Annotated in this window: 19 protein-coding genes; 7 read left to right on the top strand and 12 right to left on the bottom strand. The window is 66.3% G+C overall.

The window, feature by feature from the left end; translation table 11 throughout:
• Positions 1-438: 438 nt before the first annotated feature.
• The 10 genes from ABWL39_RS08965 to glyA form a co-directional block, all read right to left on the bottom strand.
• Positions 439-777: a hypothetical protein gene (locus tag ABWL39_RS08965; RefSeq protein WP_367789294.1), complete on the bottom strand. Its 339-nt coding sequence runs from the start codon at positions 775-777 to the stop codon at positions 439-441.
• A 367-nt stretch (positions 778-1,144) separates the two neighbouring features.
• A complete protein-coding gene (locus ABWL39_RS08960) occupies positions 1,145-1,804 on the bottom strand; it encodes a TetR/AcrR family transcriptional regulator (protein ID WP_367789291.1) in 660 nt (219 codons plus the stop codon).
• 178 nt (positions 1,805-1,982) lie between these two features.
• Positions 1,983-2,888 carry a TorF family putative porin gene (locus ABWL39_RS08955; protein WP_367789288.1) on the bottom strand — a complete coding sequence of 302 codons (906 nt, stop codon included), beginning with the start codon at positions 2,886-2,888 and terminating at the stop codon, positions 1,983-1,985.
• A gap of 38 nt (positions 2,889-2,926) precedes the next feature.
• A complete protein-coding gene (locus ABWL39_RS08950; RefSeq protein WP_367789285.1) occupies positions 2,927-3,355 on the bottom strand; it encodes a DUF2147 domain-containing protein in 429 nt (142 codons plus the stop codon).
• Between the two features lie 20 nt (positions 3,356-3,375).
• Positions 3,376-4,659: an alanine racemase gene (locus ABWL39_RS08945; protein ID WP_367789283.1), complete on the bottom strand. Its 1,284-nt coding sequence runs from the start codon at positions 4,657-4,659 to the stop codon at positions 3,376-3,378.
• Complete coding sequence (locus ABWL39_RS08940) at positions 4,656-6,047, bottom strand: D-arabinono-1,4-lactone oxidase (protein WP_367789280.1); 1,392 nt, start codon at positions 6,045-6,047, stop codon at positions 4,656-4,658. Before ABWL39_RS08940 ends, ABWL39_RS08945 begins: the two co-directional genes overlap by 4 nt.
• A complete protein-coding gene (locus ABWL39_RS08935; RefSeq protein WP_367789277.1) occupies positions 6,044-6,460 on the bottom strand; it encodes a cytochrome c5 family protein in 417 nt (138 codons plus the stop codon). The genes ABWL39_RS08940 and ABWL39_RS08935 overlap by 4 nt, the downstream gene beginning before the upstream one ends.
• A 216-nt stretch (positions 6,461-6,676) precedes the next feature.
• Complete coding sequence (nrdR, locus tag ABWL39_RS08930; protein ID WP_367789274.1) at positions 6,677-7,141, bottom strand: transcriptional regulator NrdR; 465 nt, start codon at positions 7,139-7,141, stop codon at positions 6,677-6,679.
• 158 nt (positions 7,142-7,299) lie between these two features.
• Positions 7,300-8,355, bottom strand: coding sequence for an aminopeptidase (locus ABWL39_RS08925; RefSeq protein ID WP_367789272.1), 1,056 nt, complete (start codon positions 8,353-8,355; stop codon positions 7,300-7,302).
• 60 nt (positions 8,356-8,415) lie between these two features.
• Positions 8,416-9,663 (bottom strand): serine hydroxymethyltransferase, encoded by a 1,248-nt coding sequence (gene glyA, locus ABWL39_RS08920; RefSeq protein ID WP_367789269.1) that lies wholly within the window; start codon positions 9,661-9,663, stop codon positions 8,416-8,418.
• A gap of 178 nt (positions 9,664-9,841) precedes the next feature.
• On the opposite strand from glyA, the gene ABWL39_RS08915 reads away from it, so the two are divergent.
• From ABWL39_RS08915 to ABWL39_RS08900, 4 genes are all read left to right on the top strand, one after another.
• Positions 9,842-10,153, top strand: a complete 312-nt coding sequence (locus ABWL39_RS08915; protein ID WP_367789266.1) for a ferredoxin — start codon at positions 9,842-9,844, stop codon at positions 10,151-10,153.
• The gene (locus ABWL39_RS08910) at positions 10,146-10,748 is read left to right on the top strand and encodes an alpha/beta hydrolase (protein ID WP_367789263.1); all 603 of its coding nucleotides are present in this window, start codon (positions 10,146-10,148) and stop codon (positions 10,746-10,748) included. The genes ABWL39_RS08915 and ABWL39_RS08910 overlap by 8 nt, the downstream gene beginning before the upstream one ends.
• A 54-nt stretch (positions 10,749-10,802) precedes the next feature.
• A complete protein-coding gene (locus tag ABWL39_RS08905; protein WP_367789260.1) occupies positions 10,803-11,471 on the top strand; it encodes an energy-coupling factor ABC transporter permease in 669 nt (222 codons plus the stop codon).
• 88 nt (positions 11,472-11,559) lie between these two features.
• Complete coding sequence (locus ABWL39_RS08900; protein ID WP_367789256.1) at positions 11,560-12,213, top strand: ATP-dependent Clp protease proteolytic subunit; 654 nt, start codon at positions 11,560-11,562, stop codon at positions 12,211-12,213.
• A 187-nt stretch (positions 12,214-12,400) separates the two neighbouring features.
• Here ABWL39_RS08900 and metG read toward each other — a convergent pair whose 3' ends face one another.
• Complete coding sequence (gene metG / locus ABWL39_RS08895) at positions 12,401-14,446, bottom strand: methionine--tRNA ligase (RefSeq protein WP_367789253.1); 2,046 nt, start codon at positions 14,444-14,446, stop codon at positions 12,401-12,403.
• A 127-nt stretch (positions 14,447-14,573) separates the two neighbouring features.
• Between metG and ABWL39_RS08890 the strand changes: the two genes are divergently transcribed.
• Complete coding sequence (locus ABWL39_RS08890) at positions 14,574-18,437, top strand: CHASE domain-containing protein (protein ID WP_367789249.1); 3,864 nt, start codon at positions 14,574-14,576, stop codon at positions 18,435-18,437.
• On the top strand, positions 18,434-18,709 hold the full coding sequence (locus ABWL39_RS08885) for an acylphosphatase (RefSeq protein ID WP_367789246.1): 276 nt from the start codon (positions 18,434-18,436) through the stop codon (positions 18,707-18,709). The genes ABWL39_RS08890 and ABWL39_RS08885 overlap by 4 nt, the downstream gene beginning before the upstream one ends.
• A 66-nt stretch (positions 18,710-18,775) precedes the next feature.
• Here the strand turns inward: ABWL39_RS08885 and glnE are convergent, their stop codons facing one another.
• Positions 18,776-21,466, bottom strand: coding sequence for a bifunctional [glutamate--ammonia ligase]-adenylyl-L-tyrosine phosphorylase/[glutamate--ammonia-ligase] adenylyltransferase (gene glnE, locus ABWL39_RS08880; RefSeq protein WP_367789243.1), 2,691 nt, complete (start codon positions 21,464-21,466; stop codon positions 18,776-18,778).
• A gap of 125 nt (positions 21,467-21,591) precedes the next feature.
• Between glnE and ABWL39_RS08875 the strand changes: the two genes are divergently transcribed.
• Complete coding sequence (locus tag ABWL39_RS08875) at positions 21,592-25,458, top strand: YhdP family protein (RefSeq protein ID WP_367789240.1); 3,867 nt, start codon at positions 21,592-21,594, stop codon at positions 25,456-25,458.
• Positions 25,459-25,462 lie beyond the last annotated feature (4 nt).

Below are 25,462 nucleotides of genomic sequence, written 5' to 3'. Positions count from 1 at the left end.
TATAAGTAGACGTCCTAAAAATAAATCCAAGGGCGTCCTAAAAATAAAAACAAACACGTCATCGCTACAAGCCGCTCTGGTTGTGGTCTGCAGCCCAGGCTGCAGCCCTGATCCGTATTGCCTCTCAGCTTACCGCGTAATCGGTTTATAGCGAATCCGCTTCGGTGTCACGCCTTCTTCACCCGGGTGTGTCTTCTTGTCCGCTTAGTATTCCTGATTGTTGCCGTCGAAGCGGGGCCATTTCGAGTCGCCTTTGCACGCCAGGATGTGGGGGCGGTGCGGTCGAGGTGCCAGCCAAGTAGTACGGGATGGACGGGCATTGCCCACTGACGGACAAGATGTTGGCGTGCAGGGCGTGTGGGCAGTCCGCTGTCCACGCCGTCGGGCTGCCGCACAGCCAGGCTTGCCTGCCTGGCGCCGAAAGGCCGTGCCGATGACTCAGGGCAGTTTCAGCGATGGGTGCTGCAACAGCTTGTTCACGGACTGGCCGGAGAACGGGTCGGTCATCGCTTTCTCGCCGACCAGCCAGGCTTGTGCGTTTCCTTGTTCGAACATCACCACCGTCGAAACGGGGACGCGTTTGCCCGTTTCGGATACGGTTTCGGTGCCGACGATCAGCCTGGCCTTTCTGTTCACGGCCTCGCAGGTGATCGTCTTCGCCTCATCGAGTGCCGGCATGACGAAACCCATCTGCCGGGCTAGCGCTGCCTTGTCCGGCATGCTCTTCTCGAAGCTGGCCACTTCCGTTGCCACGGCTGGGGTACTCAGCGCCTTCACACGGGGCAGATTGCCCGCGCGGGATGCCGAGCGGAAGTCGCTGTAGGACGCCAGAATCTGTTGCTTCTGGCCCGCTGTGCAGGTCGTGGCGTGGGCGTTGTTGATCAGGCTGCAGGTGGCAAGTGCGAGTAGCGGGAGGGCGGTTTGTCGTTTTATGTGGGTGGCCGTGGCGGGGTTGGATGTCTGACGATTGAGCTGGCAGTAGGGTAGGGGACAAATATTACCTACCGACAGGCAAGGTGTCGCTGCACGTGGCGCGTGGGCGGCGCGCGGCCCATCGCTACCCGTGCGGCCAGGGTGGGACTCCTGAATCCGGCTATGGCGCATTTGCCGAATAATGTTCCGGTTCTGCTGGAATAGGTGATGTTCACTTCCCCCCAAAACGCTGCAATATCCCCGCCAGCAGCACGTCGAGCAGGGCTTCGATGTGGATTTGCGGGGCGATCTTCGGGGTCCATTCGTCGCCTTCGTCCATCACCAGGCTCAGCGAGGTCATGCCGTGCAGGCCCTGCCAGAAGATTTGCGTCATCAGGTGCGTGGTTTGCAGGTCGGCCGGCACGGCGCCGGTGTCGGCGAGGGTGGTGAACAGGCTGTGGGCGAAGGCGTAGGGGTCCTGGTTGGGGTTGCCGTGTTCGACCACGGCGGCCTCGACGGGAGCGTGCGGGCGGCGTTCCATGAACACCAGGGCGTATTCGTCGGGGTGGGTGAAGCCATACTGGATGTAGGCGCGGCCGGCGGCGCGGATCTGTTCGATCGGGTCGTCGCTGGCGGCGACGGCCTTCTTCATCAGCTTCACCAGGTCGAGCAGGTCCTGGTCCATCGCGCGCGTGATCAGCGTTGCCTTGTCGCGGAACAGCGAGTAGACGACGGTGGTGGAGAAGCCGGCCTGCTCGGCCACCTTGCGGATGGTGATCTCGCGCGCGCCGCCTTTCTTGATCAGGGCCTTGACGACCGCGATGATGTGCTTCTTGCGTGTTTCGGCTTCGCGGCGCTTGCGCGCCTGCAGATTGCTCAGGACCTCGGTCACGTCTTGTTTTCCCTTGTACGGACCCGCGCATTATAGGGCATTTCGCCGGGGGGCTTCCCTGCGAGGCAGCAGGGAGGCCGCGCCCAGCCGGCATGGTGGCCCAGCCCCGGCGAGCCCCGGGGCGGCAGGCCGGCGAGCCAACGGCAGGCACCACCCGCCGGCGTGGCGGGCGCGGGGCCTAGAAGCGGCGGCCCATGCCGACGACCAGCGCAGTGCGGTCCATGCGCTTGACTTGGCCATCGCCGGCGGTGATGCGGGCGAAGTCGCGGTTGTTGAGCGAGGCGCCGACCACTTCGGCGGTGAAATCGAGGCCGTTGAGCGTGTGCATCAGGCCCAGGCGGTAGTCGGTGCCGTTGATGCCGGAAAAATGGCGGATTTTCTGGTAGCCGAGGTGCGCGAGCAGCTTGGTCTGGCCGCCGAGCGGGTATTTCATGTCGAGGTCGAGCAGCTGCGAGCCGCGCGTGTGCTGGGCGGCGCTGTCGTAGCAGGCCATGGCCTTGCTCGGGTCGCCGCCGGCCAGCACGTCGGGCAGGTAGGTGCTGCCGCACAGCACCGAGGTGTTGTTGCCGCGGAAATCCTTCGAGGCGACGTACAGGTAGCGGCCGTAGAACAGGCCGTAGCCGAATTCGATGAGGCCGTAGCTCGTGTCGAACTTGGTGTCCTCGACGCCGGTGGGCTCGCCCGTGGTCCAGTCGATGCCGGTCGGGGCGCCTTCTGCCTTGGCGCGCGGGAACCACTCCTGCGCCGCCCCCACGCCGTAGTGAAAGCCATCCGGGTGGCCGCCACGGTAGCCGATCGCGGTGGTGAGCACGATGCCGCGCCCCTTTGGGTAGAGCGTCTTGCTGACCGAGCCGAGTTCGAGGTAACCGACCAGCCCCGACTCGTGGGCGGCGGTGAGGTTGAACTCGGCGCCGGGGCCGTTGAAGGAGTCCGACACGCCGCGTGTCTTGCGGTCGCTCAGCAGCTTGGCCTCCATGTCGATCGAGTAATGCTGGAACTCGGGCTCCTTCGGCTGTTCGGCGGTGGCGTGGCCGGCCAGGGCAAGCAGGCAGCAGGCTGCGGCGGCGCGCTGGGTGGGGGTCATGGTGGTCTCCGTTGTGTTGTTATGGTGGCGGGTGGGAGTTAGTGCTTGCAGCCGGCTGGAATCGCGGCCGCGCGTGTCATCTGCTCGGTTTCGCCGAGCAGCTCGGTGCCGATGAAGGCGCGCACCAGCAGCGTGTCGTCCTTCACGCGCAGCACGCCCTTGTAGTACTTGCCGCTGCGTGGGTCGAACACCCAGCCATTGCGCCAGGCCTCGTCTTCGTACTGGGCGAGCTTGGCGATGGTGACGCCGCAGCTGTCGGCCGGCGTGCCCGCGTCCTTGTCCCAGACGATGGTGCCGCACAGTGATTCGGGCTTGTCGGCGCAGGACTTGAATTCGATCACGGCGGCCTGGTCGGCGCTGAGCCATAGCCCCCTGGCATCCTGCGCGCTCTGTGCCGCGGCGCTGGTGGCCGCGCACAGGCCGAGCAGGGTGAGCGCGGCGGCTATCCTTCGCGTGTTGTTTGGCATGGCTGTCTCCTTTGGTGGTGTCAGGCGGTGGCCGGCATCGGCTGCCACATCTGGGTGATGCGTCCTTCCTCGTAAAGCGCGATGTCGCCGAACTGCAGCAGCACTGCCTCGCTCTGGCGCGGGCGGAAGAACACGATGTCGTCGGGTGCGAGCCGCTGCCGTCCCGAGCCTGTCAGCACCTGCTGGTTCGACGAGGTGCCGTACAGCGAGCTGGCGGCGAGCCCCGGCGGCGATACCGGGTCGGCGAGCCAGTTGCCGCCGTAGATGAAATAGGCCTGCTGCTGGTTGGCATCCCACAGGCTTGCGGCCTCGCCGAGCCACTCGACGCCGTAGGGCATCATGAAGCGCGGCGGCGCCTTGAGGACGGGCGTGGCGATGTAGACGGCGGGGGCCAGGTCGGCCAGCAGGCTGGTGTCGAAGTCGCTCGGCTTGAGCATGGCCGAGCCGACGGACAGCTCGTTTTCCACGCCGCTGCCGTCGTACAGCCGATAGGTGGGCGAGCCGGCCGCGTTGTAGGTCGCGCCCCGGGCTGCCACGGCGAACGCGGGATGGGCGCGCACGGCGGCGGCATAGGCCGCGTAGCGGGCCTGTGCGTGCTGCCGCGCCTCTTGGCGCAGGCCCGGCAGATCGGGGATCTTGGCCACGTGCGCGTCGTAGCCCATGAGCCCGGCCCATTGCAGGCGCGGCTCGCGGGCTAAGAGCGCGAGCATGTCCTGCATTGTCTGCATATCGTTGACGCCGCCGCGATGCAGGCCGACGTCGATCTCGACATTGACGCGCAGCGTCACTTGCTGGGCACGCGCCAGCTCGCGGTACTGGGCCAGCCGGGCCGGGGTGTCGATCAGCCATTGCAGCTGGTGCTCGGGGGCGAAGCCATCCGGCCTGAACTGGCGGTAGAAGGCCGCGGCAGCGGCGGCCGGCAGCGGCTTGCCGAGCAGGATGTCGGCCGGCCCGCGGGCGGTCAGCAGCAGTTGCGGCAGGTTGAACACCATCAGCCGCCGGCTCGCGGTGAGCTGGCGTACCTCGTCGAGCAGCGCGGCGCACGGCAGCGATTTCGCCACGACGCGCAGCTGCGTGCGGCCGCCGATGTTGTGCATGATGCGGCCGACGTTGGCGTGCAGCTGCCGGCGGTCGATCACCAGCGTCGGGGTGGCGATGCCGGCCTGTTTCAGCGCGCGCGCGAGGTCCGCAAAGTAGCGCGGGTGGGGGGCGCCGCCGGTACTTGGGCGCAGGCCCGCCACCGCCGCGCCCACGGCGCCGGCGCCAAGCAGCGTCAGCATCTGGCGGCGGCTCAGGCGGCTCATGCGCTGATCCCGAACACGCTGCGCAGATGCGCGTTGAGCATGCGCCCTTGCGGGTCGAGCTGGCGCCGCAGTTCGAGGAAATCGCGCCAGTGCGGGTACAGCCGCGCGAAATCGACCGCCGTGTGGCCGTGCAGCTTGCCCCAGTGCGGGCGCCCCTCGTACTTGCGGAAGATCGGCGCGATCTCGCCGACCAGGTAGTCGTAAGGCTCGCCGGCCGCCGCGTGCACCGCGATCGAGCAGCTGTCGCGCTGGTAGAAGGGGCTGAGCCAGGCGTCGTCGGCCTTCACGAAGCGGAATTCGAGCGGGAAGAACACCTCGTTGCGCTGTTCGAGCTTGCGGATCACCTCGCGCACGCAGGCGATGCCGGCCTCGCGCGGCACATGGCATTCCGACTCGTTAAACTTGGTCGGGCGCGAGGTCGACAGCAGCTTGAACGAGCGATCGCGCGCTTCTTCGGTCTGCTGCGGGTCGATCAGCTTCTGCGCGACCCAGCGGCGCAGATCGGGAAAGCGGCCGAGATAGTCGCGCAGCTGACGCAGGCTATGCAGCATGTCTTCGTCGGCCGAGGGCGGGCGCAGCACGCTGTCCGAGTCGCTGAGGTCGTTGCAGATCGCCGCGGCGTAGCCGGTGAACGGCAAGTAGTAGAACTCGAAATGGCGGTGCTGGCGGGCGAGGTCGTGGGCGGCGGCCAGCATCTCGTCCACCGGCTTGAGCCAGACGGTGCGGTGCAGGTGGTAGGCCGGCACCACCTTGAGCGTGGCCTCGGTGATCACGCCCAGGCTGCCGAGCGAGACGCGCGCGGCGGCGAGCAGCTCGGGGCGCGTGCCGGCATGGCAGTCGAGCACCTCGCCGCGTGGTGTGACGAGCCGCAGCGCGGTCACGTCGGCGTGCAGCGCCGGCAGCGCGGCGCCGGTGCCATGCGTGGCGGTGCTGATGGCGCCGGCGAGCGATTGCGAGTCGATGTCCGGTAGATTACGCAGCGCCAGCCCCAGCCCGTCGAGCTGGCGCGACAGCTGCGACAGCCGCGTGCCGGCGCGTACGGTGGCGGTCAGCGCCGTCTTGTCGTGTGCCGTCACGCCGGCAAGGCGGTCGAGTGACAGCAGCCGGCCCTCGGTCGGCACCAGTGGCGTGAACGAGTGCCCGGCGCCGACGCAGCGCAGGCTGCCAGTCGTGTCACGCAAGAGGCGGGCGATCTCGGCCTCGTCAGCCGGCGTGTCGAGCGCTTGCGGCCGGCAAGCCTGGCTGCCGGACCAGTTGCGCCAGCTGAGCGTGCCCGCTGGGCGCGGCGCCGCGATGGGTTGAGATGCTGCCGCCAGGCCGCTGGCGGCGGTCAGCGCGAGGGCGCCGGTCTTGAGCAGTTGGCGGCGTGTGAGCATGGCTTGGCTCATGTTCCCTCCGGGGTGGACGACATGAAACGGATCAGCGCGCTCAGCTCGGCATCGCTGCAGTCATTGCAGAAACCCTTGGGCGGCATCGCCTTGTAGCCCTCGCGCGCATGGGCCAGCAGCGTCGCCATGCCTTGCTCCAGGCGCGGTGCCCAGTCCGGTGCAAAGGCGGTCAGCGGTGCAGTGCTGCCCTGCACGGCATGGCAGGTCTGGCACGAACGCTCGTATTTCTGTGCCAGTTGCGGGTCGGCCGGGCGGGCTGCGTCGGCACGCTGCAGGTCTTGCGGGCCGGGCGGCTGCGGCGCCCGCTGGCAGGCGCCGAGCAGGGCCAGCACGAGCAGCGGGGCGAGTCGTCCGCAGCGTGCCGCGATGCGCCGCAGTGGGGGAAATGCCTGGTTCATGAAGGTCGTCATCATGGTTAGTGTTTTTACTCCAAACTCATGGTGCGATTTATAACATTGTTTTTTTATATATCAAAGATTTTTTGATGTGGCGTAAAAAGGATGGGGGATGCAGTGTTGCCGTGCGAGCGCCGGCAAGCCTGGCTGAGCCGGCCACACGCCGGGCCGCCGCCATGTGAAAACGGCCCTGGCAGGGGTGCCAGGGCCGTTCTGGGTGAAACAGGGGAGGGCTTATCTGCCCGAGCTGGGCAGCTGGACTTCCTGGATCGCGTCGCGGAAGTCGTCAATGTCCTGGAAGCTGCGATACACCGAGGCAAAGCGGATGTAGGCGACCTTGTCGAGCTTGTGCAGCTCGGCCATCACCATCTCGCCGATCTGGCGCGAGGGGATTTCGCGTTCGGCGAGGCTCAACACCTTCTGCACGATGCGTTCGATCGCCTCATCGACCAGCGTGGTCGGCACCGGGCGCTTGTGCAGCGCGCGCATGAAGCTCACGCGCAGCTTTTCCTTGTCGAATTCCGAGCGATGGCCGTTGGTCTTCACTACCTGCGGCATGCGCAGCTCGGCCGTCTCGAAGGTGGTGAAGCGCTTCTGGCAGCTCGCGCACTTGCGGCGGCGGCGTACCGAGTTGCCTTCATCGTTGACCCGAGAGTCGATGACCTGCGTGTCATCGGCACCACAAAAGGGGCATTTCATTATCCGGAATCTCCTGGGGAGTGCTGACGGTGTCTGCTCCGCGGCAGGCCATGATCTGGCGGAGCTGGGCGCCAGTGTACATGTTGCCGGCGCCCTTATATAGATAGCCCAGGTTCCGGCGATGTGGCTGCGGGCTTCCGGATTGACGCCAGCGGCGCCTAATCCCGCGCCCGCTGCGCGAGCGCCTGCAGATCCGCCTCGCGTGCAGCCCTGTCGCGCGCCGCCAGCGCTGCCGCCGCGCGGTAGAAGGCCGGCAGGTCGCCGCCGTGCTCGCGCAGCAGCTGCGTGAATGCCGGCACCTGCTCATGGTAGGTCGCCAGCGCAGTCAGATGCGCGTTGCCGGGCGGCGGATCGAACCAGTGGTCGTAGCCGCCGTAGCCGTGCCAGCGCGCCTTGAACGCCTGGTATTGGCGGCCGAGCTCGGCAAAGGCCTGCTGCTTGCCCTGGCGCTTGTCCGCATCCGGGGATTGGCCGGCATAGAGCGCCAGCAGGCGTGCGCGCGTGTCGCCGAGCAGGGCCTGGAATTCGTGCCGCCGCTGTTCCGCCTGCTCGACCGCAGCACTACCCTGCACGCCGCGCCAGGCCAGCCAGCGCCGTGCGCCTTCGAGCTCGACGGCAGTGGCGAAAGCCTCGTTGAAGGCCGTGTCGTCCTTCACGTACAGCCGCTGGTGGGCGAGCTCGTGGAAGATCAGCCGCGCCAGATCGAGCTCGCCGTAACCGAGGAAGGTGTTGACCAGCGGGTCGTAAAACCAGCCGAGTGTGGAATAGGCCGGGATGCCGTAGACGAACACGTCGTCGCCTGCCGCTGCGTGTTGCGCGGCATAGGCGCGTGCATCGTGCTCGTCGAAAAAGCCGCGATAGCTCAGGCAGCCGACGACCAGAAAGCATTCGAGCCGTGGGCTCAGCGACAGCTCGGGCGTGGCGACGACGTTCCAGATCAGGTAGCGGCGGCCGAGGTCGGTGTATTTGAGGTAGCTGCGGTTGTCGGGCAGGCCGAGCGAATCGCTGGCGAAATAGCGGATGTCGCGGGCCAGCCTGAGCTTGCGTGCGGTCTCGGCCGGCGTGGCGTCATCGTTGATCACGTCATCCAGATAGCGCGCGCGGTTGAGCACCTCGAGCGCGCCGCCGACCGCCTGGCCGTAATAGCGGACCGTGGCGCAGCCGCTCAGCAGCAGGGCGCAAAGCAGCAGGCAGGCCGAACGCGGCAGCGACATGGGGGATGGCCAAGAAAAAAGGAGGGCAAGCCCTCCTTTTTTGTAGCGCATGGCGCTGGCTTAAGCGCCGTAGACCGGGAAGCGGCTGGTCAGTGCGTGGACCTTGGCGCGGGTGGCGTCGATCACCGCCTCGTTGCTCGGGTTGTCGAGCACGTCGGCCACCAGTTGGGCAACCTGGCGGGCTTCTTCTTCCTTGAAGCCGCGCGTGGTGATCGCCGGCGAGCCGATGCGGATGCCGGAGGTCACGAACGGGCTTTCCGGATCGTTCGGGATCGAGTTCTTGTTGACGGTGATGTGCGCCAAGCCCAGCGCCGCGTCGGCAGCCTTGCCGGTGAGGCCCTTGGGGCGCAGGTCGACGAGGAACAGGTGCGACTCGGTGCGGCCGGAGATGATGCGCACGCCGCGTTCGGCCAGGGTGCGCGCCATGGTGTCGGCGTTCTTCAGCACCTGCTGCTGGTAATCCTTGAACCCAGGCTGCAGCGCTTCGCCGAAGGCCACGGCCTTGGCCGCGATCACGTGTTCGAGCGGGCCGCCCTGCAGTGCCGGGAAGACGCTCGAATTCAGCATCTTTTCATGCTCGGCCTTGGCCAGGATGAGGCCGCCGCGCGGGCCGCGCAGAGTCTTGTGGGTGGTCGAGGTGACGAAGTCGGCGTGCGGCACCGGGTTGGGGTAGACGCCCGCGGCGATCAGGCCGGCGTAGTGCGCCATGTCGACCATGAAGTAGGCACCGACCTTCTTCGCGATCTCGGCCATGCGCGCGAAATCGAAGCGCAGCGCATAGGCGGACGCGCCGCCGATCAGCAGCTTCGGCTTGGTTTCGAGCGCGATGCGTTCCATCTCGTCGTAGTCGATCTCTTCCTTGTCGTTGAGACCGTAAGGCACGATGTTGAACAGCTTGCCCGACAGGTTGGCGGGCGAGCCGTGCGTGAGGTGGCCGCCGTGGCCGAGGTTCATGCCCATCACGGTGTCGCCCGGCTTCAGGATGGCGAAGTACACACCCTGGTTGGCCTGCGAGCCCGAGTGCGGCTGCACGTTGGCGTATTCTGCGCCGAACAGTTGCTTGATGCGGTCGATCGCGAGCTGCTCGACCTTGTCGACGTATTCGCAACCGCCGTAGAAACGCTTGCCCGGATAGCCTTCGGCATACTTGTTGGTGAGCTGGGAGCCTTGGGCTTCCATCACGGCCGGGCTGGTGTAGTTTTCGGAGGCGATCAGTTCGATGTGCTCGTCCTGGCGCTGGCGCTCGCCCTCCATGTACTGCCAGAGTTCGGGGTCGATCGCTGCAATCGTCTGTTTTGCTGAGAACATTTTGGCTCTTTCCGGGCAAAAGTTGGCGTGAAACAAGCGCGGGATTTTACCAGATCGCGCACTTCACCGAAATGCGGCGTTTTCCAGACCACTTGAATGCGCTGCATACGGGCAAGCACGTGGTTTCCGTGCGGCGGGGCCGGGCCTATAATCGCGCCATCATGCCCGGATCGACATCATGAGCTATTTCAAACATCACGTTTTCTTCTGCACCAACCAGCGCCCCGAGGGCGAGACCTGCTGCAACAACCGTGGCGCGACGGAGCTGCAGACCTATGCCAAGGACCGCGTCAAGGCGCTGGGCCTGAACGGCCACGGCAAATGCCGCATCAACAAGGCGGGCTGCCTCGACCGCTGCGACGACGGCCCGGTCATGGTGGTCTACCCGGAAGGCGTCTGGTATACCTATTTCGACCGCGCGGACATCGACGAGATCGTCACCGAGCACCTTGCCAATGGCCGCATCGTGGAGCGCCTGAAACTTGATTAAGCCACCGAACGTCGAGCTGATCGCCGGCCCCGCGGGCCAGCTCGAAACCATCTACCTGCCGCCGGTGGGCGAGCTGCAGGGCGTGGCCGTGCTGATCCATCCCAATCCGACGCAGGGCGGCAGCAACACCAACAAGGTGGTGCAGATCATGGGCAAGACCATCAGCCGGCGCGGCTATGCGGTCTACCTGCCCAACTGCCGTGGCGTCGGCGCGAGTGACGGGCAGTTCGACGAGGGCCGCGGCGAGACTGACGACGCGCTGGCCGTGGTCGAGCATGCGCGGCGCGTGCACGGCGAGTTGCCGCTGGCGCTGGGCGGCTTCAGCTTCGGCACCTATGTGTCGTCCGAGGCGGCGCGGCGCGTGGCGGCCGAACGCCTGATCCTGGCCGGGCCGGCGGTGCGCCGTTTCCCGGTGATGCCGGTGCAGGCCAACACGCTGGTGGTGCACGGCGAGGAGGACGAGGTCTCGGCACTCGCCGACGTGCTCGACTGGGCCCGGCCGCAATCGCTGCCTATCGTGGTGATCCCCGGCTGCAGCCATTTCTTTCACGGCAAGCTGACGCAGCTCGCCGATACCATCGACCGCTTCTGGTGAGCCGCGTGGCCGCCTGTCGCCGATAGTCCGGCGGCCACGGCCCGCCTTCTCCGTATGAATTTCACTGGCCCCCTGTTTTCCGACAGCGTTTACCTGTACGCCAACCTGCTGGCCCTGGGCGGCATGCTCGTGGCGGGCTGGCGCGCGCCGTGGCGCATGCTCAACGAGCCGGCCAAGATCAACGCCTGGCTTGGCGCGAGCCTGGTGGTGGCGGCCTTCTGGCTGCTCAAGGCCGGGGTCAAGCCCCATCTCGACCTGCACCTGCTCGGCGCCACCGCGCTGACACTGATGGTGGGGCCCTGGTTCGCGCTGCTGGGCATGGCCATCGTCATCGTGTCGATGTCCTACATGAGTGCGCTCGATCCGCAGGCGATCGGGCTCAACTGGCTGGTGCTGGGTGTGGTGCCAGTGTGGGTGAGTTACACGCTGCTGCGTCTGGCGCAGAAATGGCTGCCGCTCAATTATTTCGTCTACCTGTTCGTCAACGCCTTCCTCGGCGCAGCACTCGCCATGTGCGCCACTGCCGCGGTGTCCGTCGGCGCCCTGGCGCTGGCTGGCGCCTATCCGCTCGACTTCCTGCTCGAGGAGTTCCTGCCGTATTTCCTGCTGCTGTCATGGGCCGAGGCCTTCAACACCGGCCTCGCGATCACGCTGGTGGTGGTCTACCGGCCGCAGTGGTCGGTGACCTTCGACGATCGCCTGTATCTGAACAGCAAACGTTGACCGCGCGGCCTCGGCGTCTTTGCCGCCGATCAAGGCCAGTGCTGGTTTTGCCGCCTATAGTGAAACCATGTCGAGACAAGGGGCGGCAATGACGACGACGAGACTGGGTAACGAGGCCCTGGCGCAGGACGACGATGATGCGCAGGAGCAGGAGCTGGTGATTCCCTACCGGCGTTATGAAGGGCAGGTGGTCATCCGGCAGATCAGCTACTACCTGTCGGGCGAGATCGTGCCGGCGATACATTACAGCGAGATGCTGTACACGCTGCGCACCGCCACCGAGAACGACCTGATCTACCTGCACCTGAACACCCCCGGCGGCGACTTCGACGCGGGCCTGCAGATCATCAACAATATGCGGCTATCCAAGGCCAAGGTGGTGACGGTGCTCGAAGCCAAGGCCTATTCGATGGGCGCGCTGATCTTCCTGGCCGGCGACGAGATCGCGGTACACGACAACTGCCAGCTGATGTTCCACAACTATTCGGGCAGCTTCATCGGCAAGGGCAACGAGCAGCACGCGCAGGTGATGGCCGTCGGCAAGTGGTTCGAGAAGGTCATGCACCGCATCTGCGAGCCTTTCCTGTCGGGCAGCGAGATCGCTGCGATCCTCAAGGGCGAGGATATCTGGATGGACTCGGACGAGATCCGCAAGCGCCTGCAGCGCATGCTGCCGCCGGCGCTCAAGCGCGAACGCCGCAAGGCCGATGTCGACGCGGCGGAAGCGCCCGACAAGAAGTAAGGCAAGAGGGCTGCAGCCGGCATGGGTGGCGGATGCGCACACCGGCATGGATCGCCGCAATTGCCGGCCACAGCTACCCTAAATGAGCCGTTTGTGCGGTAGCCGGCAACAGGCGACATGTGTTCCTGATTGGGCAAGAAAAAACGCCGCTCGATGAGCGGCGTTCCGTATTGCAGTGCCTACGCGTTCAGCGGATGCGCATGCCGGGCTTGGCGCCGCTGTCCGGGCTCAGGATGTAGAGGCCCGAGCCCTTGTCCTCGAAGCTGCCGGCCAGCACCATGCCCTCCGAGATGCCGAACTTCATCTTGCGCGGCGCGAGGTTGGCCACCATCACCGTCAGCCGGCCCTTGAGGTCTTCCGGCTGGTAGGCGGATTTGATACCGGCGAACACATTGCGCGTTTCCGAGCCGATATCGAGCGTGAGCTGCACCAGCTTGTCGGCGCCCTCGACGGCCTTGGCATCGGCGATCAGCGCCACGCGCAGGTCGATCTTGCCGAAATCGTCGATTGAGATGGTCTCGCCGACCGGCTCGTAGGCCTGTGCTGGCGCGGCTTCTGGAGCCGCGCTGGGCGTGGCCTGCAGGCTGGCCTTGTTGGCCTCGATCAATTGCTCGACCTGTTTCGGGTCGATGCGTGTCATCAGGTGCTGGTAAGGCATGATCTGGTGATCGAGCAGCAGCGTCTGCGTGTCGCTCCAGCCCAGCGGCGCGATGTTGAGGAAGGCCTCGACATCGGTGGCGAGCTTGGGCAGCACCGGCTTCAGGTAGACCGTGAGCAGGCGGAACAGGTTGATGCACACGGTGCAGACCTCGTGCAGGCGCGCCTCGCCGCCTTCCAGGCGGGCGAGCTCCCAGGGCTTGTTCTCGTCGACATACTGGTTGGCCATGTCGGCGAGCGCCATCACTTCGCGCAGCGCACGGCTGAATTCGCGCGCTTCGTACAGCTCGGCGATCTCGGTGGCGGCGACCTTGAGCGAGCTCAGCAGCTCGGATTCGGGCAGCGTGGCCGCGAGCTTGCCGCCGAAGCGCTTGTTGATGAAGCCGGCGGCGCGGCTGGCGATGTTGACGAACTTGCCGACCAGGTCCGAATTGACGCGGTTGACGAAGTCGTCGAGCGCCAGGTCGGCATCCTCGATCTTGCTGTTCAACTTGGCGGCGTAGTAATAGCGCAGCCATTCCGGGTTCAGGCCGACGTCGAGGTAGCTGCGTGCGGTGATGAAGGTGCCGCGCGACTTCGACATCTTCTGGCCGTCCACGGTCAAAAAGCCGTTGACGTTGATCGCGCTCGGCGTGCGGTGACCCGAGTATTCGAGCACGGCAGGCCAGAACAGTGCGTGGAAGTAGAGGATGTCCTTGCCGATGAAGTGGTACAGCTCAGCCTCCGAGCCCTTGCCCCAGAACTCGCGCCAGTCGCGGCCCTGGCGGTCGAAGTAGTGCTTGCTGCTGGCCATGTAGCCGATCGGCGCATCGAGCCAGACATAGAAGTACTTGCCCGGCGCATCGGGGATCTCGAAGCCGAAATAGGGCGCGTCGCGTGAGATGTCCCAGTCCTGCAGGCCGGCGTCGAGCCATTCCTGCATCTTGTTGCTGGCCTCGGGCTGCAGCCTGCCGGCTTCGGTGGTCCAGCCGCGCAGGAAGTCCTGGCAGTCGGTGAGCTTGAAGAAGTAGTGCTCGGATTCGCGCAGCTCCGGCGTGGCGCCGGACACGGCCGAGTACGGGTTCTTCAGCTCGGTCGGGCTGTAGGTGGCGCCGCACACTTCACAGTTGTCGCCGTACTGGTCCTTGGCGCCGCACTTCGGGCACTCGCCCTTGACGAAGCGGTCGGGAAGGAACATCTGCTTGACCGGGTCGTAGAGCTGGCTGATGGTCTTGGTGGCGATCTTGCCCTGGTCCTTCAGCGCGCGGTAGATGCCGTAGGCGATCTCGCGGTTCTCGGGCGAATTGGTGTGGTAGTAGTTGTCGAAGCCGACGTGGAAGCCCGCAAAATCGCTGACGTGCTCCCCGTACATCCTGGCGACGAAGGCTTCGGGCGCCATGCCCATCTTCTCGGCATTGATCATGATCGGCGTGCCGTGCGTGTCGTCGCCGCAGACGTAGTGGCAGTCGTGGCCACGCATCTTCTGGAAGCGCACCCAGATATCGGTTTGAACATAGCCGACCAGATGGCCGAGATGGATGCTGCCGTTGGCATAGGGCAGCGCGGAGGTCACCAGAATCTTGCGAATTGCGGTCATGGCGCGGTCTTTATTTGTAAACAACGTGAGAAATCGGGCAAAGTGCAATTATAGCGGCTCCATGCTGCGACGCGAAACGCGTAGCGGTGGGCTATATAGCAGATATGATGTAATCGACCGGTCTTACATGGCGAAATCCAGATTTTCCGTCCTGGCGCTGCTCCCCGCCATCATCGCGGGGGCTGGCATTGCCTTGTCCGTGCTGGCCGCAAAATATATCGACGCAGGCAACCGGGTTGCCGCCGAACAGCGCTTCGAGAGCCTCTCCGCCAAGATCACCGAAGCATTGCAGAGCCGCGTCACGCGTTACGAATATGGGCTGCGCGGCGCACGCGGCCTGTTCGTCAACAACCCCGATGCCGTGTCGCTGCAGATGTTCAGGCGCTATATAGCATCGCGCCAGTCAGACGAGGAATTTCCGGGCTCGATGGGGTTTGGCGTGATCGAGCATGTGAAGCCCGAGCGCCGGGCCGCCTTCGAGCACCGTGCCCGCGACGCGATCGCCCCGGATTTCGCGATCAAGCAGTTGGGGCCAGTGGAGGGCGCCAACTTCGTCATCAAGTTCATCGAGCCGGAACCGCTCAATCTGCTCGCCATCGGGCTCGACATTGCCTCCGAGCAGCGTCGGCGCGAGGCGGCGCTGGCCGCCATGAGCAGCGGCCACCCGGTGATTACCGCGCCGGTCACGCTGGTACAGGACAACAAGAAGCTGCCCGGTTTTCTCTACCTGTTGCCGATCTACCGGCCCGACATGCCGATCGCCACTGCCGACGAGCGCGCGAGCGCGATCTGGGGCTGGGTATACACGCCGCTGCGTATCGACCTGATGCTGGAGGGGGTGGTGTCGCCCAGTGACACCGGCATCGATCTGCACATCCACGACGTCAACTCGGGCCACGGCGACCAGCCGATTTTCGACAGCGACGATTCGCTGAGCAAGGCACGGCCCGACGAAGAGGACTGGCGCACCTACCATCGGCCTATCATGCGCCAGGTATCGCTGCTGGTCGGGGACCGGCTGTGGCACCTGGACATGACGGCGACGCCAGCCTTTTTCGCCAATCTGAACCTGATGCCGGCGTGGATTGTCGGCGCCATGGGTACGGCCATCAGCTTGCTGCTCGCCGGCATTGTCTGGTCGCAGCAGGGGATGCAGCGGCGGGCAAGCCATCTGGCCCAGCGCATGACCGCCAGCCTGCGCGAGAGCGAACAGCGTGTCGAGCTGGCCATCAACGCCGCCGGCCTCGGACTGTGGGACTGGAACATCGCCACCGGCGAGGCGAATTACCACCGCCAGTGGGCGGAAATGCTCGGTTATCTGCGGCAGGAATTGCAGCCATGGGTCACTGTGTGGGAGTCGCTGGTGCACCCGGACGACCTGCCCGGCGTGAAGGCGGCGCTCGACAACACCTTCCGTGGCCTGCACGAGATCTTTCAACACGACTTCCGCATGCGCTGCAAGGGCGGCGAGTGGAAGTGGATTCGCTCGATCGGCCGTGTCTCCGAGCGCGACGAGCATGGCAACCCCTTGCGCATGCAGGGCGCGCACCTCGATATCGACGGCCTGATGCGCCATGAGGAGGAGCTGCAGCGCAGCCTGAAGCTGCACGACGTGATCTTCAACCACGCCACGGTGGGCATCGCGCTCACGCGCAACCGCCGCTTCGAACGCTGCAGCGAGCGGCTGGCGTCGATGCTCGGTTATCAGGTATCCGAGCTCGAAGGCCTGCCGGGTATGACCATCTACGCGACCGACGAAGCGTACGAGGAGGTCGGGCGCATCGCCCGCGAGGCCTTGCCGCGCGGCGATATGCTCGACTACGAGACCTGGCTCAGGCGCAAGGATGGCAGTAGCTTCTGGGGCCGCCTCTACGCCAAGGCGGTGGAGCCCGATGACCAGGACCAGGGGACGATCTGGATCATCGACGACTTTACCGAGCGCAAGCAGCGCGAGGAGCTGTTTGCCCACGCACGCGAGGCGGCGGAGGCGGCAAGCCGCGCCAAGAGCGACTTCCTTGCCAATGTGAGCCACGAGATACGCACGCCGATGAACGCAGTGCTCGGTTTTGCCTCGCTGCTGCTCAATTCCACGCTCAACGACGATCAGCAGAGCTATGTGCGCTCGATCCAGGTGGCGGGTGACGCGCTGATGACGCTGATGAACGACCTGCTCGACCTGACCAAGATCGAGGCGGGCAAGATGGAATTCGAACAGATCGATTTCGACCTGCGCGACCTGCTCGACGATGCGATCGACATGGTGGCGGCCCGCGCCGCCGACAAGGGGCTCGAACTCGCCTGCCTGGTACAGCCACAATTGCCGTCGCGGGTGCGGGGCGACCCGGCCAGGTTGCGGCAGATCCTGCTGAACCTGGCCAACAACGCGGTCAAGTTCACCGATGCCGGGGAGGTGGTCGTGCGCGCCAGCCTGGGCGGCGGCGCGGACGTGCAGCGGCTGCGCTTCGAAGTCAGCGACACCGGGATCGGTATCGACACCGACGCGCTGGGCCGGCTGTTCCAGCCCTTTACCCAGGCCGACGCCTCGACCACGCGCCGCTATGGCGGCACTGGCCTGGGACTGTCGATCTCGCGCCGGCTGATCGAGGGCATGGGCGGCAGGATCGGCGTCAGCAGCGAGCTGCATGTCGGCTCGCTATTCTGGTTCGAGCTGCCGCTCTTGGCGGCCAGCAGCCAGCCCGAGCCCTCGCCGAGCACATCGCTCGCCGGCCGCGTGGTGCTGGTCTGCGGCCATACCGATGCGGGGCGCGAGAGCCTGGCCGACATCCTCACGCCGATGGGCATCCGCGTACTGTCCTGCGCGACGGCGGCCGAGTCGCTGACGACACTACGCGAAGGGGCGGCGCTGGTCGATTGCGCGATCATCGATTATCGCCTGCCCGATATGGACGGCACCGACCTCGGGCGCGCCATCCACCAGCTGTCGGGCTATTCCGGCCTGCCGCTGATCATGCTGGCCACGCTGGCCTGGCGCGGGCAGGCCAATGAGGCGCGCACCGCCAGTTTCAGCGCCTATCTGACCAAGCCGGTGCGCCACGAGCAACTGATTGCCTGCCTCAACGACGTGCTGCTCGGCCTGAGGGCGACCCACCCGGGCGGGTTGATCACCTCGCACTCGCTGGCCGAACGGCTGGCCGTGCTGAAGCCGCGCATCCTGCTGGCCGAGGATAACCCTGTCAACCAGCGCATCGCCGTGCTGATGCTCGAGCAGCTCGGCTGCCGCGTCGATGTGGCCGATGACGGCCTGGCGGCGCTGAAGGCGGTGCAGAGTAGCCGCTACGATATGATTTTCATGGATTGCCAGATGCCCAATCTCGATGGTATTGAAGCCACGCGCCAGATCCGTGCGCTTGATGATGCCGTGTCCAACCTGCCGATCGTGGCCCTGACGGCCAACGCCTCGGTGGCAACCGAAAAGGAATGCCGCGCCGCGGGCATGAACGATTTCGTCACCAAGCCGATCACCCCCGAGTCCATGGGCCGCGTGTTGCAGCGCTGGGTCAGCGGCCATGCCACGACGCCGGCAGCAGAGGCGGGCGCTGTCATTGCCGATTGCGCCGAGGCTGCCGCGCCGGCCCCCTTGCCGGGAGCGGACCTCGACAATGTCCGGGCCACGCTCGACAGCCTGGCCAGCGCGCTCGGGGCCGATGTGGTGCCGCAGGTGCTGGCGCTCTACCGCGACACCACCGCGGAGCTGATCCCCGCGATCGAGCAGGCGTCGGCCGAGGCGGACTGGGCGCAGCTGATACGCCATGCGCACCGGCTCAAAGGGACGGCGGCGCAGATCGGCGGCAAGCTCATCGCGGAGCAGTGCGCCGAGCTGGAGGCCGCGGCCAGGCAGGAGGATGCCGATGCGGTGGCCTATTTCATCGCCAGCATCAACCTCGAGGTGCAGGCGCTCGATGCGCTGCTCGACGGCGCCCCCGCCGATGCCACGCTGACGCTGGCGGCCGATGGTGAGGGCCCGGCATGAAGGTGACGCGCCAGTTGCGCATCAGCGGCCGGGTGCAGGGCGTCGGCTACCGCTACGCAACCTGCCTGGCGGCGCGCCGCCACACGGTGCACGGCTGGGTGCGCAACCGCCGCGACGGCACGGTCGAGGCCATGCTGCATGGCGACGAGGCCTGCGTCATGGCGATGATCGAATGGTGCCGCCAGGGGCCGCCCGCCGCCCAGGTGTTGGCGGTCATCGTGGAAGAGGTCAGCGGCGAGTTCGACGGCTTCAGCGAGCGCGAAACCCTCTAGGGGCTGCTGGTCTTGAGCCCGCCGGGCAGGCTCGCGCCCACCCGGCTGTCGTGGCGGTACAGGCCGTCAGGGCTGCCCGAACACCTGCTGCCACAGCGCCGTGACCGCTTCGATATGCGGCGCCAGTTCCGTCATCCCGGTCTGGATCGAGGCCTCGCCGTTGAGCCGCTTGCGGTGCTGCAGGCGGCGGTAGGCGCGGTAGGCCTCGCGCACGCGCTCAGCCAGCTCGGCCGGGATCAGGCCGGCGTCGGCCGCCATCTTCAGCAGCGCGATATTGCCCTTGTTGCCGGTCAGCTCCGGGTGTTGGCCGGCATGGGCCAGCACCAGGTACTGCACGATGAACTCGACGTCGATGATGCCGCCGCGCCCGTGCTTGAGGTCGAAACCGTTGCGACTACCGAGCTTGTTGTCGAGCATCTTGTGGCGCATCGCGTAGACCTCGTCGCGCAGCGCCGCGCCGTCGCGCTCGCGCATCAGGATGTGGCGCCGGACTTCCTCGAAGCGCGCGCCCACTTCGGCGTCGCCGGCCGCATAGCGCGCTCGGGTCAGCGCCTGATGCTCCCACACCCAGGCGTGCTTCTCCTGGTACTCGGCAAATGCCGTGGTCGATGTCACCAGCAGGCCGCTCTCACCGTTGGGCCTGAGCCGCAGGTCGATTTCGTACAGCATGCCGGCCGGCGTCACCGTGGTCAGCCAGGTGCCGATGCGGCGCGCGAGCTTGGCGTAGTTCTCGGGGGCGGCGTCAGCGTCGTCGTCGAACAGGAAGATGATGTCGAGGTCGGAGGCGTAGCCCAACTCCTTGCCGCCAAGCTTGCCGTAGCCGATCACCGCGAAGCGCGGCGTGTCGCGGTGCCGCTTCGGCAGCGCCTGCCAGCAGCAGCGGATGATCTCGGCGAGAATCAGGTCCGCCAGGTCCGAGATGTGGTCGGACAGCGTTTCGAGCGGCAGCAGGCCGGCCAGGTCCTGCGCCACCAGGCGGAAGATCTGCGTGTGCTGGAAGTGGCGCAGCATGTCCATCTGCTGCTCGGCGTCGCCGGCGACCAGATCGAGGTCGGCCGCCAGCTTGCGGTGCGCGCTGGGCCAGTCCGGCGGCGCATAGAGCAGGCGCGCGTCGAGCAGCTCGTCGAGCAGGATCGGGTGGTGCGTCAGGTAGTCCGACACCCAGGGGCTCGCGCTGTACAGGCTGGCCAGCCGTTTCAGCGTCTGTGGATGTTCGGTCAGCAGCGCGAGGTAGGATTCGCGCCGCAGGATCGCCTCGAGCAGGTGCAGCAGGCGGCCCAGCGTCTCGTCCGGGTTGGCCATGCTCGCTGCGACCTCGATGATCGGCGGCAGCAGGCCGTCGAGCCGGCGCCGGCTCGAATCGGGCAACTGCTGGTATTTGTTGGACAGCTTCAATTGCGTGAGCTGGCGCTGGACTTCACCCGGCTCGGCATAGCCGAGTTCGGCCAGCTTGGCGCTCGCGGCATCGTTGACATCGATGTCCTGCCAGACCTCGTCCAGCGGGTGCTCGCCGCCATCCTGCGGGGTGGCGAACACCTGTTCGAAATGGCGCGTGACATTGCGCCGATGCTGATCCAGCCCGCGCTCGAAGCTACCGACATCGACAAACCCCATGCTCTGCGCGATCAGCAGACGGTCGTCCACCGCGCGCGGCAGGGTCTGCGTCTGCGCGTCGTCGAGGTATTGCAGGCGGTGTTCGAGATTGCGCAGGAAGACATAGGCCTCGGTCAGCTCCTGCACCGCGCGGATCGGCAGCAGCTTGTGCTCGCCAAGCCAGGCCAGCACCTGGCGCGCCGGGCGCACCTGCAGGCCGCGCTCGCGGCCACCGCGAATCAGCTGGAACACCTGGGCGATGAACTCGATCTCGCGGATGCCGCCCGGCCCCAGCTTGATGTTGTCGGCCATGTCGCGCCGCGCCACCTCGCGCCGGATCTGGCTGTGCAGCGAGCGCATCGAACTGTAGGCGCCGTAGTCGAGGTATTTGCGGAAGACGAAGGGGCGCACCATCTGCATCAGCCCTTCCTCGTCGCCGGACAGCGCGCGGCCCTTGAGCCAGGCATAGCGCTCCCATTCGCGGCCCTGGGTGTGCAGGTACTCTTCGAGCATGGCGAAGCTCGACACCAGCGGGCCCGAGTCACCGTAGGGGCGCAGCCGCATATCGACGCGGAAGACGAAGCCATCGGCGGTGGGCTCGTGCAGCGCGGCAATCAGCTGGCGCCCGAGCCGCGTGAAGAACTCATGGTTGGACAGCGACTTGGCGCCATTGCTGGCGCCGTCCTCGGGGTAGGCGAAGATCAGGTCGATGTCCGACGACACATTGAGCTCGCCGCCGCCGAGCTTGCCCATGCCGATCACGATCAGCTCCTGGGTATCGCCGCTGTCGCCGCCGATCGGCTCGCCGTATTGCGCCACCAGCCAGGCGCGGCAGGCCTGGTGGGCATGGGCGAGCGTGGTCTCGGCCAGTGCGGTGACGGTGGCGACCACTTCGTCGAGATCGGCCAGGTGGCCGATGTCGCGCACGATCAGCCGGGTCATCACCCGCTTGCGCAGCTGCCGCAGGCCGGCCTTGAGCGCGGCCTCGTCTGCGGGCGCCGGCGTGGCTTGCAGGAACGCCTGCATCGCCTGCAGGTCAAACGGCTGGTCGAGCCGGCCTTTCTCCTCCTCGATGATGGCCGGGTCGGCGACCGCCAGCCGTTGCAGATAACGGCTGTGGCGCATGGCTTGGGCGAGCAGGGAGTCGGGGGCGAATTCGCGCATTGAAGGGGCTTCCGATAAAATATGCTTTCTACATTGTAAACAAGACCGCATGCGAGCGTGCGACGGCAAAGCCAGTGCTTACCGCGCACCCGGGTGAGTCGAGCAGGCCTTTTAGTTGATTGTTGATGTCCGATACTCCGAATCCTCCCCCCCGCGTCTCCCTGCGTTCGCGCCTGTGGTCACTGCTGTCCCGCCTGCTCAGCTGGCACGCCCGGGCATTGGCCTGGACGGCCGTGGGCCTTGCCGTCGTGCTGCTGTCCGCGTGGGCCTTGCTGCAGTTCTGGCTGCTGCCCGACATCAATCTCTACCGCGCCGATATCATGCGTCTTGCCTCGCGCGAATTCGGCGTGCCGGTGGCGATCGGCCAGCTGGAAGGGCGCTGGAAAGGCATTCAGCCGCAGGTGCTGCTGCGCGATGTCCGGCTCTATGACCCGGCAGGCCGGCCGGCGCTGAGCTTCGGGCGTGTCAGCGCCACCTTGTCGTGGTGGTCGCCGCTATTGATGCGGCCGCGCTTTTCGCTGATCGAGCTCGACCAGCCCGACCTGGCGCTGTACCGCGGCAAGGATGGCGTGATCTCGCTCGCCGGCATCCCGCTGAACGCGGCCGGTGGCGGCTCCGGCTTTGGCGACTGGATGCTCGAGCAGAGCCACATCCGCGTGCGCGGCGCGGCGCTGAGCTGGCACGACGCGCTGCGCGATGCGCCGCCGCTCGCGGTGCGGCAGGTGAGTCTGACGCTCGATAATTTCCTGCGCACCCATCGTTTCTCGCTGCAGGGCACGCCGCCGGCCGAGCTCGCCTCGCGCCTCAATGTCTCCGGCTCCTTGCGCGGCCATGGCATCGCCAAGCCCGAGAACTGGTCCGGCTACCTCGATTTCGCGCTGCCCTATGCCGATCTCGTCGCCTGGCGGCGCTGGCTGCCGTATCCGGTGGATGTCCAGCAAGGCAAGGGCGGCGTCGAAGGCCGTGTGAAGCTCGATCGCGGCGGCTTTCAGTCGCTGTGGCTGAAACTGGGGCTGAACCAGGTGACTGTCGGGTTTGGCGAGCGCAGCGAACCGCTCAGCGTCGACAAGCTCGATACCCAGTTCGAGCTCGAACACTCCGCTGCGCGCTACCTGCTCAAGCTCGAACGCGTGATGCTCAAGCCGCGCCAGCGGCCGGCTATCGAGGCGCACGACGTGCAGCTCGAGCTGGCGCGCGATGCTCAGGCGCAGTGGCGGCCTTCGGCGCTGTCGGCGCCCGACGTCGACCTGGCGCCGCTCGTCGCGCTGGCCGGCCATCTGCCGCTGCCGCCGCGCTGGCTCGACCTCCTGGGCCAGACCCGGCCCGAGGGGCGGCTGCACAACCTGTCCTTCGAGTGGCCGGTTGATACACCGGCAAAGTACAGCTTCCGCGCCGACTTCGACGGCCTGAGCCTCAACGCCTTCGAGAATCTGCCGGGCTTCAGCGACATCAGCGGCGGCATCGTCGGCAGCGAAAAGGGCGGCACCCTGTCGCTGTCGTCCAACACCGCGCGGCTGTCCTTGCCCAAGGTGTTCGCCGAGCCGCTGCCGCTCGGGCGCTTCGAGTCGCTGGTCGACTGGCGCCGCGACGACCAGCGCTGGGCGCTGCATTTCAAGCGCATGCGCGTTGCCAGCGACGACCTGCAACTGCGTTTCGAAGGCGACTACGAGCAGGGCCCGGCGGGCGGTGTCGCCAAGTTCGAGGCCGATGCCAGCAAGGTGCAGGCCAACGCGGTGTGGCGCTACCTGCCGCTGGTGGTGGGGCAGAATACGCGTGACTGGCTGCGCGATGCGCTGAAGAAGGGTGTCGCTGACAACGTGCACATGGTGCTGCGCGGCAATCTCGCGCAATTCCCCTTCGACAAGCCGGGCAGCGACGGCAGCTTCCGCGTCGACTTCGACGCGCGCGACGTCGATCTCGTCTACGCGCCAAGCTGGCCGCAGATCGACGCGATCGACGCGAAGCTGAGCTTCCATGGCGACAGCCTCGACATCCGCGCCAGCAGCGGCGGCATCCTCGGCACGCGGCTGACCCGCGTCGATGCCCGCATCCCCAGCCTGTCCGGCGGGGAGAAGCTGACGGTGGACGGCGAGGTGGATGGCCGCACCGACGATTTCCTGCGCTTTATCGACAAGAGCCCCGTCAACGCAACGCTCGACGGCTTCACCAATACGGCGCGCGCCGACGGCAACACCAAGCTGGCGCTGAAGCTCGACATCCCGCTGGCTAACCCGGACAACACCAAGGTCAAGGGGGCCGCGCGGCTCACGTCGAACCGGCTCGACTTCGGCAAGTCCGTGCCGGTGCTCGATCAGGTCAACGGCGTGCTGCAGTTCACCGAGCAGGGTATTGCCTTCAGCAATATCGGCGGCGAGGCGCTGGGCGGGCATTTCGTGGCGAATGGCGATACCCTGCCCAACGGCACGGTGCGCATCGGCGGGCGCGGGCGGGCAACCGTGGCGGGCCTGCAGCATGCTTTCCCGCATCCGCTGTACCGCGGTCTGAAAGGTGATACCACCTACCAGTTCAATCTAGCGCTGCACCAGCACGCAACCGAGCTGACGGTCGATTCGACGCTGCAGGGCATCGCCTCCGAACTGCCGTCCCCGTTCGCCAAGATTGCGGCCGAGCCGAAGGCCCTGCGCGTGCAGCTGCATGACGCGGCCGACCAGACCCGCTGGCAGTTGCGGCTCGACAAGCTGATGGTGTACGACAACCTGGCGCGGCCAAACCAGCCGCTGGTGTCGCAGCTGCTGCTGTCCCCCGCGCCCGATGTGGCGGGGGCCGCGAGCGAGGCGATCCCATTGCCGCAGATCGGCAAGCCTGGGCTCACCATCAGCGGCAGCCTGTCGGCGCTCGACATGGATCGCTGGCTGCCCTTGCTGGCGGGGGACGACAACGGCCAGCCCGGCTCGGCGCTGTACATCAACGACCTGCGCCTGAACACCGCGACGGTGATCGACAAGCGCTTCCAGGATGTGCACCTGTCGGCCCAGCACGAGGGCAGCTCATGGCTGTTCAACGTCAGCAGCCGCGAGCTGCAGGGCCTGCTGAGCTGGAACAGCTTTGAATCCGGGCGCGTCACCGCGCGGCTCAAGCGGTTGCAGTTGCCGCTGGCCAGCGCCGAGCGCGAGGCGGGCGAGAGCGCTAAGCGGCCCAGCAACCTGCCGACGATCGACGCCAGTGTTGACACGCTGCTCTATAAAGAAAGGAACATCGGCAAGCTGGAGCTCAAGGTGGCGCCCAAGGCCGACAGCATGCGCATCGAACGGCTCACGCTGAGCGCGCCGGAAGGCACGCTCAAGGCCGATGGCAACTGGGCCTATCGCGCCCGGCCCGAGCAGTCGCAGTTCAATCTGCGTTTCGACAGCGACGACGTGGGCAAGTATCTGGCGCGCTTCGGCTACGCCGACATGATCCGGCGCGGCACGGCCAAGCTCGAAGGGCAGCTTGCCTGGCAGGGCAGCCCCTACGATCCGGATCTCGCCACGCTGTCCGGCGCGCTGTCGCTGGAGGCCAAGAACGGCCAGTTTGCCAAGATCGACCCGGGCGTCGGCCGGCTGTTGTCGATCATCAGCCTGCAATCGCTGCCCAGGCGCATTTCACTCGATTTCGGCGATGTATTCAGCGAGGGCATGGCCTTCGAAACCATCACCGGCAAGACGCAGGTGGCCAAGGGGGTGATGAGCACCGACGGCATCGGCATCGTCAGCCCGTCCGCCGTGATCACCATGCGCGGCGAGGTCGATGTCGCGCGTGAACGGCAGAACCTGCGCGTGCGCGTGGTGCCGGCGCTGGGCGAGGGCGTGTCGATCGCGACCTGGGCCGCGCTGGCCAACCCGATTGCCGGTGTCGGTGCGCTGGTCTTGCAAAAGCTGCTGAAAGACCCCATTGGTCAGTTGATCGCCTACGAATACCAGATCACCGGCGACTGGCGCGACCCGAAGGTGGAGAAGGTGCAGTCGGCAGGGGCGTTGTTGCGGTCTGAATAGCATA

Source organism: Chitinivorax sp. PXF-14 (assembly GCF_040812015.1).
Taxonomy (GTDB): domain Bacteria; phylum Pseudomonadota; class Gammaproteobacteria; order Burkholderiales; family SCOH01; genus JBFNXJ01.
This window is presented reverse-complemented; position numbering and strand designations above follow the sequence as displayed.

Excerpts from the sequence above, each read along its gene's own strand:
- ABWL39_RS08955 (WP_367789288.1), bottom strand. The coding sequence starts at position 2,888 with ATGACCCCCACCCAGCGCGCCGCCGCAGCCTGCTGCCTGCTTGCCCTG.
- ABWL39_RS08950 (WP_367789285.1), bottom strand. The coding sequence starts at position 3,355 with ATGCCAAACAACACGCGAAGGATAGCCGCCGCGCTCACCCTGCTCGGC.
- ABWL39_RS08945 (WP_367789283.1), bottom strand. The coding sequence starts at position 4,659 with ATGAGCCGCCTGAGCCGCCGCCAGATGCTGACGCTGCTTGGCGCCGGC.
- ABWL39_RS08940 (WP_367789280.1), bottom strand. The coding sequence starts at position 6,047 with ATGAGCCAAGCCATGCTCACACGCCGCCAACTGCTCAAGACCGGCGCC.
- ABWL39_RS08935 (WP_367789277.1), bottom strand. The coding sequence starts at position 6,460 with ATGATGACGACCTTCATGAACCAGGCATTTCCCCCACTGCGGCGCATC.
- nrdR (WP_367789274.1), bottom strand. The coding sequence starts at position 7,141 with ATGAAATGCCCCTTTTGTGGTGCCGATGACACGCAGGTCATCGACTCT.
- ABWL39_RS08925 (WP_367789272.1), bottom strand. The coding sequence starts at position 8,355 with ATGTCGCTGCCGCGTTCGGCCTGCCTGCTGCTTTGCGCCCTGCTGCTG.
- glyA (WP_367789269.1), bottom strand. The coding sequence starts at position 9,663 with ATGTTCTCAGCAAAACAGACGATTGCAGCGATCGACCCCGAACTCTGG.
- ABWL39_RS08915 (WP_367789266.1), top strand. The coding sequence starts at position 9,842 with ATGAGCTATTTCAAACATCACGTTTTCTTCTGCACCAACCAGCGCCCC.
- ABWL39_RS08905 (WP_367789260.1), top strand. The coding sequence starts at position 10,803 with ATGAATTTCACTGGCCCCCTGTTTTCCGACAGCGTTTACCTGTACGCC.
- ABWL39_RS08900 (WP_367789256.1), top strand. The coding sequence starts at position 11,560 with ATGACGACGACGAGACTGGGTAACGAGGCCCTGGCGCAGGACGACGAT.
- metG (WP_367789253.1), bottom strand. The coding sequence starts at position 14,446 with ATGACCGCAATTCGCAAGATTCTGGTGACCTCCGCGCTGCCCTATGCC.
- ABWL39_RS08890 (WP_367789249.1), top strand. The coding sequence starts at position 14,574 with ATGGCGAAATCCAGATTTTCCGTCCTGGCGCTGCTCCCCGCCATCATC.
- ABWL39_RS08885 (WP_367789246.1), top strand. The coding sequence starts at position 18,434 with ATGAAGGTGACGCGCCAGTTGCGCATCAGCGGCCGGGTGCAGGGCGTC.
- glnE (WP_367789243.1), bottom strand. The coding sequence starts at position 21,466 with ATGCGCGAATTCGCCCCCGACTCCCTGCTCGCCCAAGCCATGCGCCAC.
- ABWL39_RS08875 (WP_367789240.1), top strand. The coding sequence starts at position 21,592 with ATGTCCGATACTCCGAATCCTCCCCCCCGCGTCTCCCTGCGTTCGCGC.